Annotated in this window: 14 protein-coding genes; 10 read left to right on the top strand and 4 right to left on the bottom strand. The window is 63.8% G+C overall.

Annotation, left to right across the window (positions count from 1 at the left end; all coding sequences use genetic code 11):
• Positions 1 to 2: 2 nt before the first annotated feature.
• The 4 genes from cobW to BC363_RS11335 all read left to right on the top strand — a co-directional run bounded on the left by cobW (position 3) and on the right by BC363_RS11335 (position 6,208).
• Positions 3 to 1,067 (top strand): cobalamin biosynthesis protein CobW, encoded by a 1,065-nt coding sequence (gene cobW / locus BC363_RS11350; RefSeq protein WP_065783366.1) that lies wholly within the window; start codon positions 3 to 5, stop codon positions 1,065 to 1,067.
• Positions 1,068 to 1,137: 70 nt separating this feature from the next.
• Positions 1,138 to 4,914 (top strand): cobaltochelatase subunit CobN, encoded by a 3,777-nt coding sequence (cobN, locus tag BC363_RS11345; RefSeq protein ID WP_065783365.1) that lies wholly within the window; start codon positions 1,138 to 1,140, stop codon positions 4,912 to 4,914.
• 123 nt (positions 4,915 to 5,037) lie between these two features.
• Positions 5,038 to 5,682, top strand: a complete 645-nt coding sequence (gene cobO / locus BC363_RS11340; protein WP_065783364.1) for a cob(I)yrinic acid a,c-diamide adenosyltransferase — start codon at positions 5,038 to 5,040, stop codon at positions 5,680 to 5,682.
• Between the two features lie 115 nt (positions 5,683 to 5,797).
• Positions 5,798 to 6,208 (top strand): EamA family transporter, encoded by a 411-nt coding sequence (locus BC363_RS11335; RefSeq protein ID WP_065783363.1) that lies wholly within the window; start codon positions 5,798 to 5,800, stop codon positions 6,206 to 6,208.
• 29 nt (positions 6,209 to 6,237) lie between these two features.
• Here the strand turns inward: BC363_RS11335 and BC363_RS35915 are convergent, their stop codons facing one another.
• The 4 genes from BC363_RS35915 to BC363_RS11320 all read right to left on the bottom strand — a co-directional run bounded on the left by BC363_RS35915 (position 6,238) and on the right by BC363_RS11320 (position 9,025).
• Positions 6,238 to 6,513 carry an isoprenylcysteine carboxylmethyltransferase family protein gene (locus BC363_RS35915; RefSeq protein WP_244519855.1) on the bottom strand — a complete coding sequence of 92 codons (276 nt, stop codon included), beginning with the start codon at positions 6,511 to 6,513 and terminating at the stop codon, positions 6,238 to 6,240.
• A 9-nt stretch (positions 6,514 to 6,522) separates the two neighbouring features.
• Positions 6,523 to 6,831, bottom strand: coding sequence for a hypothetical protein (locus BC363_RS35910; protein WP_244519854.1), 309 nt, complete (start codon positions 6,829 to 6,831; stop codon positions 6,523 to 6,525).
• A gap of 322 nt (positions 6,832 to 7,153) precedes the next feature.
• A complete protein-coding gene (locus tag BC363_RS11325; RefSeq protein WP_244512639.1) occupies positions 7,154 to 7,471 on the bottom strand; it encodes a hypothetical protein in 318 nt (105 codons plus the stop codon).
• 768 nt (positions 7,472 to 8,239) lie between these two features.
• Positions 8,240 to 9,025 (bottom strand): TSUP family transporter, encoded by a 786-nt coding sequence (locus tag BC363_RS11320; RefSeq protein ID WP_065783361.1) that lies wholly within the window; start codon positions 9,023 to 9,025, stop codon positions 8,240 to 8,242.
• Positions 9,026 to 9,391: 366 nt separating this feature from the next.
• On the opposite strand from BC363_RS11320, the gene BC363_RS11315 reads away from it, so the two are divergent.
• From BC363_RS11315 to BC363_RS11290, 6 genes are all read left to right on the top strand, one after another.
• Positions 9,392 to 9,841, top strand: a complete 450-nt coding sequence (locus BC363_RS11315; protein ID WP_065783360.1) for a cobalamin biosynthesis protein — start codon at positions 9,392 to 9,394, stop codon at positions 9,839 to 9,841.
• Between the two features lie 136 nt (positions 9,842 to 9,977).
• On the top strand, positions 9,978 to 10,820 hold the full coding sequence (gene cobA, locus BC363_RS11310; RefSeq protein WP_065783359.1) for a uroporphyrinogen-III C-methyltransferase: 843 nt from the start codon (positions 9,978 to 9,980) through the stop codon (positions 10,818 to 10,820).
• Positions 10,817 to 12,118, top strand: a complete 1,302-nt coding sequence (locus BC363_RS11305; RefSeq protein WP_065783358.1) for a cobyrinate a,c-diamide synthase — start codon at positions 10,817 to 10,819, stop codon at positions 12,116 to 12,118. The genes cobA and BC363_RS11305 overlap by 4 nt, the downstream gene beginning before the upstream one ends.
• Positions 12,115 to 13,170, top strand: a complete 1,056-nt coding sequence (gene cobD, locus BC363_RS11300; RefSeq protein WP_065783357.1) for a threonine-phosphate decarboxylase CobD — start codon at positions 12,115 to 12,117, stop codon at positions 13,168 to 13,170. Before BC363_RS11305 ends, cobD begins: the two co-directional genes overlap by 4 nt.
• On the top strand, positions 13,171 to 14,145 hold the full coding sequence (cbiB, locus tag BC363_RS11295; RefSeq protein WP_065783356.1) for an adenosylcobinamide-phosphate synthase CbiB: 975 nt from the start codon (positions 13,171 to 13,173) through the stop codon (positions 14,143 to 14,145). It abuts the gene before it with no gap.
• Positions 14,146 to 14,423: 278 nt separating this feature from the next.
• Complete coding sequence (locus tag BC363_RS11290) at positions 14,424 to 14,813, top strand: L,D-transpeptidase (protein ID WP_244519863.1); 390 nt, start codon at positions 14,424 to 14,426, stop codon at positions 14,811 to 14,813.
• Positions 14,814 to 14,869: the final 56 nt, after the last annotated feature.

The raw sequence follows: 14,869 nt of genomic DNA, 5'->3' as shown, positions 1-14,869 counted from the left end.
CCATGACCACTGCGAGAGCCAACCAGGGCAAGATCCCGGCGACCGTCATCACCGGCTTCCTTGGCGCCGGCAAGACGACGATGATCCGCAACCTGCTGCAGAACGCTGACGGCAAGCGCATCGCGCTGATCATCAACGAGTTCGGCGATCTCGGCGTTGACGGCGACGTGCTGAAGGGCTGCGGCGCGGAGGCCTGCTCGGAGGACGACATCATCGAGCTCACCAATGGCTGCATCTGCTGCACGGTTGCCGATGATTTCATCCCGACCATGACCAAGCTGCTCGAGCGCGAAAAGCGTCCGGATCACATCATCATCGAAACCTCGGGTCTGGCGCTGCCGCAACCGCTGATCGCCGCCTTCAACTGGCCGGACATTCGCAGCGAAGTGACCGTCGATGGCGTCGTCACCGTGGTCGACAGCGCCGCAGTTGCCGCCGGGCGCTTTGCCGATGACCACGACAAGGTCGATGCGCTGCGCGTCGAGGACGACAATCTCGACCACGAAAGTCCGATCGAGGAACTGTTCGAGGACCAGCTGACCGCTGCCGATCTGATCGTGCTCAACAAGACCGATCTGATCGACGCATCCGGCCTCAAAGCCGTGCGCGACGAGGTGTCTTCGCGCACCAGCCGCAAGCCAACGATGATCGAGGCGAAGAACGGCGAAGTGGCCGTTGCCATCCTGCTCGGCCTCGGTGTCGGCACGGAAAGCGATATCGCCAACCGCAAGTCTCACCACGAGATGGAGCATGAGGCCGGCGAGGAGCATGACCACGATGAGTTCGACAGCTTCGTCGTCGAGCTCGGCGCGATCGCCGATCCGGCAGCCTTCATCGATCGCCTCAAGGGCGTGATCGCCGAGCATGACGTGCTGCGCCTGAAGGGCTTTGCCGATGTGCCCGGCAAGCCGATGCGGCTCCTGATCCAGGCCGTTGGCGCGCGTATCGACCAGTATTACGACCGTGCCTGGGCGACCGGCGAAAAGCGCGGCACGCGCCTCGTCGTCATCGGCCTGCACGATATGGACGAAGCAGCGGTGCGCGCCGCCATCACCGCGCTCGCCTAACTCTTTGAAGCAACGCAATTCCAGGAAAGCGTTTCACACGTTTCCTGGAATTGCTTGAACGGACAGAACAATGCATCTGCTTCTCGCCCAGAAAGGAACGATCGCCGACGGCAACGAGGCGATCGACCTGGGGCAAACGCCGGCGGACATCCTTTTCCTGTCGGCCGCCGACACCGAGCTTTCGTCGATCGCAGCGGCCCATGGCCGGCGCGACGGAGATCGGGGCCTGCGCATCGCCAGCCTGATGAACCTGATGCATCCGATGTCGGTCGACACCTATGTCGAACGCACGGCAAGGCATGCGAAGCTCATCGTGGTCAGGCCGCTCGGTGGCGCCAGCTATTTCCGTTATGTGCTGGAAGCATTGCATGCCGCCGCCGTCACCCACCGTTTCCAGATCGCGGTGCTGCCCGGCGACGACAAGCCGGACCCTGGCCTCGAGCCGTTTTCGACCGTCGAGCCCGACGACCGGCAGCGCCTCTGGGCCTATTTCACCGAGGGCGGCGCCGACAATGCCGGGTTGTTCCTCGACTATGCCGAGGCGCTGATCTCGGGCGCAGAGAAGCCACAACCGGCAAAGCCGCTCCTAAAGGCCGGTATCTGGTGGCCGGGTGCGGGCGTCATCGGCGTCCGGGAATGGCTGGGGTGCGTTCAAGGGGGCGTGGTAGCGGAGGAGGGATTCGAACCCCCGACCGTCGCGATCTGCTTTTACCGTGCCCTCGTTCAGAGCGGCGAGACGCGGCCGGTCGAGGCGCTGATCGATGCGCTTGCCGCAGAAGGCATGCGCGTGCTGCCGCTGTTCGTGGCCAGCCTCAAGGATGCCGTTTCGGTCGGCACGCTGCAATCGATTTTTTCCGAGGTCGCACCCGACGTGGTGATGAACGCCACCGGCTTTGCCGTCTCGTCCCCCGGCGCCGACAGGCAGCCGACCGTGCTGGAATCGACCGGCGCGCCGGTGTTGCAGGTGATCTTCTCCGCCTCGTCGCGCGCCCAATGGCAGGCCTCGCCGCAGGGGCTGATGGCACGCGACCTGGCGATGAACGTCGCCTTGCCCGAGGTTGATGGCCGCGTCCTTGCGCGCGCCGTCTCGTTCAAGGCGGCTTCGATCTACGATCCCAAGGTGGAAGCCAATATCGTCGGCCATGAGCCGCTTTCCGACCGGGTGCGTTTTGCCGCCAGGCTCGCCGTCAACTGGGCAAAGCTGCGCCGCGCCAGGCCGGCGGAGCGGCGCATCGCCATCGTCATGGCCAACTACCCGAACCGCGACGGCAGGCTCGGCAACGGCGTCGGGCTCGATACGCCGGCGGGCACCGTCGAGGTGCTGCGCGCCATGGCGGGCGAAGGCTACCCGGTTGCCGGCGTGCCGGAGGACGGCGACGCATTGATCCGCTATCTGATGGCCGGGCCGACCAATGCGGCGAGCCGCGACCGCGAGATCCGCGAAGTCATTTCACTCAGCGATTACAAGGCGTTCTTCGATTCGCTTCCGAAACAGATTCAGGATGAGGTCGGCGGCCGCTGGGGCGCGCCCGAAACCGATCCGTTCTTCCTCGATGGCGCTTTCGCGCTGCCGCTCGCCCGCTTCGGCGAGGTTGTCGTCGGTATCCAGCCGGCGCGCGGCTACAACATCGATCCGAAGGAAAGCTATCACTCGCCGGATCTGGTGCCACCGCATGGCTACCTCGCCTTCTATGCCTTCCTGCGCAACACGTTCGGGGCGCAGGCCATCGTGCATATGGGCAAACACGGCAATCTGGAATGGCTGCCGGGCAAGGCCTTAGCGCTGTCGGAGACCTGTTATCCCGAGGCGATCTTCGGGCCGCTGCCGCATGTCTATCCCTTCATCGTCAACGATCCCGGCGAGGGAACGCAGGCCAAGCGCCGCACCAGCGCCGTTATCATCGACCATCTGACGCCGCCGCTGACGCGGGCGGAATCCTATGGGCCGCTGAAGGACCTCGAGGCGCTGGTCGACGAATATTACGACGCCGCCGGCGGCGATCCGCGCCGGCTCAGGCTCTTGAGCCGGCAGATCCTCGACCTCGTGCACGACATAGGGCTTGATCACGACGCCGGTATCGACAAGGGCGACAGCGACGACAAGGCACTGGAAAAGCTAGACGCCTATCTCTGTGACCTCAAGGAAATGCAGATCCGCGACGGCTTGCACATCTTCGGCGTGGCGCCGGAGGGGCGGTTGCTCACCGACCTGACAGTGGCGCTGGCGCGGGTGCCGCGCAGCCTCGGCGAAGGCGGCGACCAGAGCCTGCAGCGTGCAATCGCTATCGATGCCGGGCTCGACTTCGATCCGCTCGATTGTGTGATGTCCGATGCCTGGGCCGGTTTGCGGCCGGAGGTTCTTGCCGACATTTCCGATGCGCCGTGGCGCACGGCCGGCGATACGGTCGAGCGCATCGAGCTGCTGGCGGCGGCGTTCGTTTCCGGCGAGACGCCCGCGCCCGAGGGCTGGTCCGCCACCTGCGCCGTGCTCGGCGAGATCGAGGCGCGGCTGAAACCGTCGATCGTCAATTCCGGCGCTGCCGAAATGACCGGCTTTCTCACCGGCCTTGATGGCCGCTTCGTGGCGCCGGGACCTTCAGGCGCGCCGACCCGCGGCCGTCCGGACGTGCTGCCGACGGGGCGCAATTTCTACTCCGTCGACAGCCGTTCCGTGCCGACGCCGGCGGCCTACGAGCTCGGCAAGAAATCCGCCGAGCTCCTGATCCGCCGCTATTTGCAGGATCACGGCGAATGGCCGTCGTCCTTCGGCCTGACGGCCTGGGGCACGGCGAACATGCGCACCGGCGGCGACGACATTGCCCAGGCCCTGGCGCTGATCGGCACCAAGCCCGTTTGGGACATGGTCTCGCGCCGGGTGATGGGCTACGAAATCATACCTCTCGCCGTGCTTGGGCGACCGCGTGTGGACGTGACGCTGCGGATTTCCGGCTTCTTCCGCGATGCCTTCCCGGACCAGATCGCGCTGTTCGACAAGGCGATCCGCGCCGTCGGCGCGCTTGAGGAAGACGACGCCGACAACATGATCGCCGCGCGCATGCGCGCCGAGATGCAACGGCTGGAGGCTACCGGCGTCGAACCGCCAGAAGCCGCCCGCCGCGCCTCCTACCGCGTCTTCGGTGCGAAGCCCGGAGCCTACGGCGCCGGACTGCAGGCGCTGATCGACGAAAAGGGTTGGGACAGCCAAGCCGATCTCGCCGACGCCTATCTCACCTGGGGCGCCTATGCCTATGGCGCCGGCGAGGAGGGCAAGGCCGAGCGCGATCTGTTCGAGGAGCGGTTGCGCACGATCGAGGCGGTGGTGCAGAACCAGGACAATCGCGAACATGATTTGCTCGACAGTGATGACTACTACCAGTTCGAAGGCGGCATGAGCCTTGCCGCCGAGCACCTCAGCGGCGCCCGGCCGGCGATCTACCACAACGACCATTCGCGGCCGGAAAAGCCGGTTATCCGCTCGCTGGAAGAGGAGATCGGCCGTGTGGTCCGGGCCCGCGTCGTCAATCCGAAGTGGATCGACGGCGTCATGCGCCACGGCTACAAGGGCGCCTTCGAGATCGCCGCCACGGTCGACTACATGTTTGCCTTTGCCGCGACCACCGGTGCCGTGCGCGACCACCATTTCGAGGCCGCCTACCAGGCCTTCATCGTCGATGAGCGCGTGTCGAGCTTCCTGCGCGAGAAGAACCCGGCGGCACTCGTCGAGCTTTCGGAGCGCCTGCTGGAGGCGATCGACCGCAATCTCTGGACCCCGCGCTCGAACTCGGCGCGATTCGAACTGAGCGGCCACACGACGGCTGCAATGCGGCTTCGCGCCGGAAACGAATAGAGCAGTTCCCGGAAAGGCGTGAGACCGTTTTCCGTCCGGAGTTGCGCAATTGCAAAGAATGAGAGCGCGGGCGGTATTACGTCCGCATCCCGCGATAGAAACATACGGATCCAGGAGAGCGTCATGAGCGAAGATGTGGCCAACACGGGTGAGGGCGTCGCCGAGAAGGACGATGCGCGCCATGCCATGAAGATGGCGAAGAAGAAGACGGCGCGCGAAAAGATCATGGCGACCAAGACCGACGAGAAAGGTCTGATCATCGTCAACACCGGCAAGGGCAAGGGCAAGTCGACCGCCGGCTTCGGTATGATCTTCCGCCATATCGCCCATGGCATGCCTTGCGCCGTCGTGCAGTTCATCAAGGGCGCCTGGGAGACCGGCGAGCGCGACCTGATCGAGAAGCATTTCGGCGACGTCTGCCAGTTCTATACCCTTGGCGAAGGTTTTACCTGGGAAACGCAGGACCGCGCCCGCGACGTGGCGATGGCGGAAAGGGCCTGGGAAAAGGCCAAGGAACTGATCCGCGACGAACGCAACTCGATGGTGCTGCTCGACGAAATCAATATCGCGCTGCGCTACGACTATATCGACGTGGCCGAGGTCGTGCGCTTCCTGAAGGAAGAAAAGCCGCACATGACCCATGTGGTGTTGACCGGCCGCAACGCCAAGGAAGACCTGATCGAGGCCGCCGATCTGGTGACGGAAATGGAACTGATCAAGCATCCGTTCCGCTCCGGCATCAAGGCGCAGAAGGGCGTCGAGTTCTGATGAGCCAGAGCTGGCAGCTCTACAGCGCCGCGCGTCCCTTGGACGCGCAAAGGTCGCTGTAGCACTTAGAGTTCTGCATGATTTTGTCCTTAAATCGATGCCGATTTAAGGAATCATGCAGTGGGCGCTGCTTTCGGCCGCTTTCGCGGCCTTGACGGCGGTGTTCGCCAAGGTCGGGGTTGCACAGATCAACTCCGACTTCGCGACGCTCATCCGCACCGTCGTCATCCTCTTCGTGCTCGCCGGCATCGTCGCGGCAACCGGCCAATGGCAGAAGCCCTCGGAAATCCCGGGCCGGACATGGCTGTTCCTGGCGCTCTCCGGCCTTGCCACCGGCGCCTCCTGGCTGGCCTACTTCCGCGCGTTGAAGCTCGGCGATGCGGCGCGGGTGGCGCCGATCGACAAGCTGTCGATCGTCATGGTCGCCATCTTCGGCGTGCTGTTCCTCGGCGAGAAGCTCAACCTGCTGAACTGGCTCGGGGTTGCGTTCATTGCTGTCGGGGCGCTGCTGCTGGCGGTGTTTTGACGCCTGACCGCGGATCCAGCCGTGTGATTTCAGATCCACCGGCGGACGCGCTTGCAATAGGCGCTATAAGCTTCGCCGAAGGCGCGGGAGAGATGCGCTTCCTCCATGCGGATCTGATAGGAGATCGAGATCCAGGCGGAAAGCGCCAGTGCCACCGAGACGACGTTGGGAACGGCGAGCACGGTGCCGATCATCGCCGCGACCATGCCGACATAGATCGGATTGCGGGAAAAAGCGTAGAGGCCCGATGTGACGAGCGGCGCGTCCTGCTCCTCGGGTATGCCGATCTTCCAGGAGTGGCGCATCGCCCATTGCTACAGCATCGTCAGCCCGCCGCCAAGCGCCATCAGCACGAGGCCGACAGTGTGGAGAATTGGCGCGTCGAGCGCCGGGATTCGGCCTAGCGAGGCGCTGACAGCTTCCGGAAAGGCGGCAATTGCCAGCAGATGGACCACCAGCGCCGCGACGATCACGCGAAAGAGTTTGCCGGCAAACCCTTCCGCATCGTCGCCATAGGTCAAAACCACGGGCGAGCGGCCGGATTGCAGGCGGCGCAGGATTGCGAGCGCCAGGGTAAACAGGCCGACGACGAGCATCAGGATGGCGGGAAGGGTGGTGAACATCGGAACCTCCGGGTGAGCGGGATGACAGGACGGCGCTTGTGGTCAGGCGGCCTGTCTGATCTCCACCCACTATCCGCGACGCATTTTTCGCAGGTTACGATCTCTAGCGACTAGAGGTTCAAGGGGCTGGCTCAATCGACTTACGTCCTGGTTACCAGAACTTGACCAGCGAGTTGCTGGTGAAAGGTGACACCCGCGCGACCTTGGCGAGGACGTCACGGCCTCCTGCCTAGCGATAAATTGCCGACAGTTTCAGATCCAGCGACATTGGTCGTGGCGACCTTTGCCTCCGGCCGGAGAGGTGGATGAATCCGGCAATAGATCACCCGCGTCGCGAAGCGCGGCCTTTGAACAGCAGGAACAGGAAGGCGGCACCAAACAAGACGGTAAGGAAGGCAGCGCCCAATCCATGAATGAGCGCCACGGTGTAGAATTCGAAAGGTTGTTCTTTGGCGGTTGCTATGACCGCCCCGCGACTGCGGACTTCGCCGGTAATCATCGCCTCGATAGCCGTGTAGAGGATTCCGGGACCAGACACAGCTAGACCGATTGCAACAATAATTTGAGTGAGGCGGGGAAATGGCCCGGCTGAGAGACAATACGCGAGAATACGGACATAATCCCGCAAAAAGGCCACCATACCCTTTCCGAATCTTGACAGCATCCCAGGAGATGGTGGGCGATCGACGCCTCCGAGAGCTTCGACCTGTCGGAGTCTATCCAGCAGCTGTTTCCTTGTTCTAGGCATTCGTCGATGTTGGCTGATGTTCTGACGTGATCAGACTCCAAGTTATCGCGTGAGCCGTTTCGATAAAGTAAAGTCCTCACCGGACAGACGCTTACGTGCGCTGTTGATCCACGGCCTCAGTCTCGATCCCGGGCGAATGCGTTGCTGAGCCCGCATGCCTGAATAGGGAGCCGGACCACTGGCCCGGTTCCCCCGATGTCTCAACTTGTGTCATACTACAATTGCTTGTCCCGCGCCGGGGATCTGGTTTCACGGTTCTTTTGGTCGCCTATAGTTCGCTCAAGGTGTCATCTCTGATGCATGTCACCATGCATTAGATTTCAGGCGCAGCCAGGCGGTAAGGCATCGGGTATTCGGTACTGACATCCACGTTCGAACCGTGGAGCCTGAACCAGTTGTCAGTTATCGTTTTGGGAAGGCTGACTTGAGGGCGATCAAAAACCTATAGAACAGGACAATCATATCGTGTCCCCGAGGCAACGGCTCTCCATACGCGTAACGAGGGCCCTTCTTTGGCTCGGCCGGTTCATCGCTAGCCTTCTCAGCCATTGGTTTCTCCGAGATCAACTGTCTTATTGTTAGCAGCTGTTCCACTCTGAGTCCTCATGCGACGGGCAAATGAGCGGCAGCCTCCATGTTTCCGCGACGCTGCGGCCCGCCTCAAAGCCCGAGCCAAATCCTCAGCGGATGCGTCGGGTCGGCCAGCAGGCGCAGGGCGAGCGCGATCGAGACGATGACCAGCAGCGGCTTGATGATCTTGGCGCCTTTCGCCATCGCGTAGCGCGAGCCGAGCTGGGCGCCGAGAAACTGGCCGACGCCCATCATCAGGCCGATTTTCCACAGAACGGCGCCGAAGAACAGGAAAACGGCGAAGGCGCCGACATTCGAGCCGAAGTTCAGGAACTTGGTATGCGCCGTCGCCTTGAGGATGCCGAAGCCGGCCAGCGTGACGAAGCCGAGCATGAAGAACGAGCCGGTGCCGGGACCGAAAACGCCATCGTAAAAGCCGATGACCGGCACGAAGGTCAGGCCGAACATGAAAGGCGTGATCCGGCGATGCAGGTCGATGTCGCCGATATTCGGCTTCAGCGCGAAGTAGAGCGCGATGGCGATCAGCAGAAAGGGCAGGACGGCCTTCAGCACGTCACCCGGCACGACAGTCGCCAGCAGCGCTCCGAAGACGGAGCCGAGCGCCGACATCAGCGCCATCGGCAGCTGCGCCTTCAGGTTCACGTGACCGTGGCGGGCATAGGTCAGGCTGGCGGAAGCCGAGCCGAACAGCGACTGCAGCTTGTTCGTGCCGAGCGTTTGCAGCGGCGGAATGCCGGCCAACAGCATCGCCGGAATGGTCACCATACCGCCGCCGCCGGCAATCGAATCGATGAATCCGGCAAGGAAGGCGGCAAAGAACAGGAAGGCGAGCAGGTGAAGGGCGAGATCTGGCACGGGAGGACTCGGGAGGGAATGATTGTGGGAGAGCGTCATCGCCTTGTGTCAGAGCATAAGGGGAAATGCAAAGCCCTTGTTTTCGGCGTGTCGCGGCGTTTCCAGGCGCATCGGTCGCCCGGTCGGTCGATCCGGATGATTTGGCGAATAGCGACACGGCGACGCCGCAATCCGGTTTGACCCTTGCAGTTGCCTCCGGTAAAAATGACCGATGTGCGACGGCGTCCGCTTCAGGCGGACTGAAAGAGCGTCCGGTGCGGCCGACCCATTCAGGGGGCCTTCAGCCGGTGCTGTCCAGACCGACCCGGGATATTCGAGCCAGGGCGGCGCTTCGTGTGGATTGGCGCGAGGGGGCCGAGGTCGACGATGACATCATCCAGCATAGCGGAGCGACCGCCGGGGCCGCTCGTCCTTGGTCTTGGCTGCGAGCGCGGCACGCCGGCCGAAGAGGTGATCACCCTTGCCGAGAAGGCGTTGGTGCAGGCGGGCGCTGACAAAGCCGATATCGGCTTCGTCGCCTCGCTCGACGCAAGGCGCGGCGAGCCGGCGATCCATGCTGCCGCCGACCATTTTTCCGTCGAGGCGCGCTTCTTCGATGCAGCGACGCTCGAGGCCGAGGCGCCCCGGCTGCAGAACCCGTCGGCGATCGTCTTTGCCCATACCGGTTGCCACGGCGTTGCCGAGGGCGCCGCTCTCGTCGGCGCGGGGTCGGCAAGCGTGCTCCTCGTTGCCAAGATCACCTCGTCGCATGCAACAGTGGCAATTGCCGGACCAGCCGAACAGCGCCCGGCAACCTTGGCGACGGTTGCGCCATGAGCGATGCACTGGATCACGATATGGCAAAAATGTGCCAACTATTTCAAATGCCTATGCGGAATTGCTGCGAATCTGAATCCGCTTGTTGCCAACGCCATTCAGCGATGGCCGTTGAGAGAATGGCGGGAGACACGGCATGAGCGACACGATCTTTTCCGGCCTGCCTGAGCTTGAGCCCGGCCACGTGTGGCTTGTCGGCGCGGGTCCCGGCGACCCCGGCCTGCTGACGCTCCATGCCGCCAATGCGTTGCGGCAGGCCGACGTCATCGTGCACGACGCGCTGGTCAACGAGGATTGCCTGAAGCTCGCCCGGCCTGGAGCTGCGCTGGAGTTTGCGGGAAAGCGCGGCGGCAAGCCTTCGCCGAAGCAACGCGATATTTCGCTCAGGCTCGTGGAACTGGCGCGCGCCGGCCAGCGGGTGCTGCGTCTCAAGGGTGGCGATCCCTTCGTCTTCGGGCGGGGCGGGGAGGAGGCGCTGACGCTGGTCGAAAACCGCATTCCGTTCCGCATCGTGCCGGGCATTACCGCCGGTATCGGCGGGCTTGCCTATGCCGGCATTCCGGTCACCCATCGCGAGGTCAATCATGCCGTCACCTTCCTGACCGGTCACGATTCCTCCGGCCTGGTGCCCGATCGGATCAATTGGCAGGGTATTGCCTCGGGCTCGTCCGTGATCGTCATGTACATGGCGATGAAGCATATCGGCACTATTGCCGCCCATCTGATTGCCGGCGGACGTTCGCCGGAGGAGCCGGTCGCCTTTGTCTGCAACGCGGCGACGGCGAAGCAGACAGTGCTCGAAACGACGCTGGCACGCGCCGAAGCCGATCTCATCGCCTCCGGCCTGGAGCCGCCGGCGATCGTCGTCGTCGGTGAGGTCGTGCGGCTGCGGGCGTCGCTCGACTGGATCGGGGCGCTCGGCGGGCGGCAGCTTGTGGCCGATCCCTTCGCAAGCCGCGAGCTCAAGGATCCCGCATGAGCGGATTGCTGATCGCCGCGCCCTGTTCGGGCTCCGGCAAGACCACGGTGACACTCGGCCTGATGCGCGCCATGCGGCGGCGCGGCATGGCGATCGCGCCGGGCAAGGCGGGGCCGGACTATATCGATCCGGCTTTTCATACCGCCGCAAGCGGTGAGCCTTGCCTCAACTATGACCCGTGGGCCATGCGCCCCGCGCTGCTGGCGGCAAACGCAGCGCACGCCGCCGATCGGCGTACGCTCATCGTCGAGGCGATGATGGGCTTGCATGATGGAGCTGCCGATGGCAGCGGAACGCCGGCCGATCTCGCCGCGGCCCTCGATCTTGCCGTGATCCTGGTGGTCGACTGTGCCCGCATGTCCCATTCGGTGGCGGCACTCGTGCGCGGTTATGCCGATCACCGCGGGGATATCCGGGTAGCCGGCGTCATTCTCAACAAGGTCGGAAGCGACCGCCACGAGATGATGCTGCGCGATGCGCTGACGCGTGTCGGCATGCCCGTATTCGGCGTGTTGCGGCAGGATAGTGCCCTGAAGCTGCCCGAGCGGCACCTCGGCCTGGTGCAGGCCGGCGAACATGGCACGCTCGAGACTTTCATCGACTACGCGGCGGACCGTGTCGAGGCGACCTGCGATCTCGACGCGATCCGCGCTGCCTCGACGCTTTCGCCGAGTGAGCGGGCGATCGCCGAGGTCACGCGGTTCAAGCCGCTCGGCCAGCATATCGCCGTGGCGCGCGATGTGGCCTTCGCCTTCTGCTACGAACACCTGCTGTTCGGCTGGCGCCGCGCCGGGGCGGAAATCTCCTTCTTTTCGCCGCTTGCCGACGAAGGCCCCGACGCGGCGGCCGATGCGGTCTATCTGCCGGGGGGCTATCCCGAGCTTCACGCCGGGCGGCTGGGGGCGGCTGGGGGCTTCCGATCGGGCATGGGAGCGGCGGTGAAGCGGCGCGCGCGGATCTTCGGCGAGTGCGGCGGCTACATGGTGCTGGGCGAGGGACTTGTCGCGGCCGATGGTGCGCGCTACGAAATGCTCGGCCTGCTGCCGCTCACGTCAAGTTTTGCCGAGCGCAGGCGGCACCTCGGCTACCGCCGTGTCGTGCCCCTCGACAACACGTTCTTCGATGGACCCATGACGGCGCACGAATTCCACTACGCGACCATCGTCTCGGAAGGTGCTGCCGACCGGCTGTTTTCGGTCAGCGATGCCGCCGGCGTCGATCTGGGGCAGGCGGGTTTGCGGCGCGGCAATGTCGCCGGCTCCTTCATGCATCTCATCGACATCGCGGGTCGGCCATGAGCGCCCCGATCGTGCACGGCGGCGGGATCACCGAGGCCGCCGCCCGCTTCGGCGGTCGCTTCGAGGACTGGCTCGACCTGTCGACCGGCATCAATCCGCGTCCGGTCGAACTGCCGCCGGTGCCGCAGCAGGCCTGGCACAGGTTGCCCGACAAGCTGACGATCGATGGCGCGCGCGCGGCTGCCGCCAGCTACTACAGGACCAACGGCATCCAGCCCTTGCCTGTTCCCGGCACCCAGTCGGTGATCCAGCTGTTGCCGCGGCTGGTTCCGTCCGGACGCGGCATTGCCGTCTTCGGCCCGACCTATGGCGAATATGCGCGGGTGCTGACGGCGGCCGGCTTTGCCGTCGATCGGGTGGAGCGCGCCGAGGATCTTGGGCCCAATCACGGCCTCTGTGTGGTGGTCAATCCGAACAATCCGACCGGCCGCGCCTTCCAGCCAGCAGAAATCCTGGCAGTGGCGGCGACGATGAAGGCGAATGGCGGCGTGCTTGTCGTCGACGAGGCCTTCGGCGATCTGGAGCCGGACTTCAGCGTCGCCGGCCATGTGGGTGCCGACGGCAATCTCATCGTTTTCCGCTCCTTCGGGAAATTCTTCGGTCTGGCTGGCCTGCGGCTCGGCTTCGTCATTGCAAGCGACGCCGTGCTCGAGGCATTGCGCGAATGGCTCGGCCCCTGGGCGGTGTCCGGGCCGGCGCTGGTCATTTCCAGGGCATTGATGTCCGCTGATACCGGGGCCATTGCCGCGGGCATTCTCGATCGTCGCGCGGGCCTCGATGCGGTTCTTGACCATGCCGGTCTCAAACGCATCGGTGGAACCGGCCTGTTCGTGCTGGTGGAACATCCCGATGCCGGCGCCTTGCACCGTCATCTCTGCGAGGCACAGATCCTGACGCGCAAATTCGACTACGAGCCCCGCTGGCTGCGGATCGGGCTTGCGCCCGACGCAGAAGGCGACCGGCGGCTGGCGGATGCGCTGCACCAGGCGGATGCATTGCGCCGCGGGGATGCCTGGCACCCCGGGGACGTGTTACGCCCTGGGGAGTGCTGAGTGTCGAGCGAGATCCTTCTCATTCTTGTGGCCGCCCTGCTGCTTGATCGCCTCGTCGGTGATCCGGACTGGCTCTGGTCGCGGCTACCGCATCCCGTGGTGTTCTTCGGCAAGGCGATTGCGTTCTTGGATGGGGCGCTCAACAAGCATGACACCTTCGATGCAAAGGCATTGAAGCTTCGTGGCGTGGCGACGATCGGCTTGCTGCTGCTTGCAGGTGTGGTTGTCGGGTTCGTCCTGCATCGATTGTTCGGCGTGATGGGGCTGCTCGGCTATCTGCTCGAGGCTATCGTCGTGGCGGTGTTCCTCGCACAAAAGAGCCTTGGCGATCACGTCCGGCGTGTCGCCGAAGGCTTGCAGCGGGGTGGACTGGAAGGTGGGCGCACCGCCGTGTCGATGATCGTCGGGCGCGATCCGAAGACGCTCGATGCGCCTGCTGTCTGCCGCGCCGCGATCGAGAGCCTTGCCGAGAACTTTTCCGACGGGGTGGTGGCCCCTGCCTTCTGGTATGCGGTTGCCGGTCTTCCAGGCGTGCTCGCCTACAAGATGCTGAATACCGCCGATTCGATGATCGGCCACAAATCGCCGAAGTACCTCAATTTCGGCTGGGCCTCAGCCCGGCTCGACGACGTCGCCAACCTGCCGGCGGCAAGGCTATCCATTCTCCTCATCGCCGCCGGCGCCTTGCTGCACCGTGGCCGCCGTGCCGCGGCCGATGCGATCGGCGTGGCGCGGCGCGACCATGGGCTGCACCGCTCACCCAATTCCGGCTGGCCGGAAGCGGCGATGGCCGGTGCGCTGGACCTGCAGCTTGCAGGCCCCCGGGTTTATGGCGGCGTTAAAGTCAGCGAGCCGATGATCAATGCTCCCGGTCGTTCGGTTGCCGGGAGCGAAGACATCGATGCTGGCATCGCTGTATTCTATGGCGCCTGTTCGGCGATGACTTTGGTTGTTCTTCTGATCGCCATGATTTGATCCGCTGCTGCCGCGTATCCACGGCAAGTTGATCTTGGTGCTAAGACTTTTCTTTCCATGTGTATTACACTTGTATCGTTACGGACCGGTTATTCTCTGCGGGCGTTTGGTTCCACCGATTGCAGCGCTGCTCGTCAGGCATGACACACAAGCAGCCCTGCAATGCCTGAAACCTGCTGCACAATCTTCTCGGTGGCTCGGAGACATGCAGTCGAGGTTTCGCGCGCGGGGAGTGAAGCATGCGACATGCATTCCTGACTGTGCTGATTACCGCTCTGATGCAGTTTCCCGTTCAGCCGGTGAGCGCCGCCAACCTCGTTGCCAATATCAGCTTATCCTCCCAGACAATGGTCGTGAAGCAGAACGGCGTCGTGATGTATCGCTGGAAGGTCTCCACGGCGCGCAAGGGCTATGTCACTCCAAGGGGAAGCTGGAAGGCGAAGTGGCTCTCGCGAAATCATCGTTCGCGAAAATATGATAATGCGCCAATGCCTTACGCGGTATTCTTCAACGGTGGCTATGCCGTTCACGCGACCTATGACGTGAAGCGACTCGGCCGACCGGCCTCGCACGGCTGCGTGCGGCTGCATCCCAACAATGCGGCGGAATTCTTCGCGCTTGCTCGCGAGTACGGGTTGAGCAACACGCGGATCGTCATCACGCGTTAGAGCATTTCCAGGAAAAGTGCGAGGCGGTTTTCCGTCAGGGAATGCGTAAAAACAAA

The sequence above is a fragment of the Ensifer sp. LC384 genome, from assembly GCF_001695865.1.
Taxonomy (GTDB): Bacteria; Pseudomonadota; Alphaproteobacteria; order Rhizobiales; family Rhizobiaceae; genus Ensifer.
This window is presented reverse-complemented; position numbering and strand designations above follow the sequence as displayed.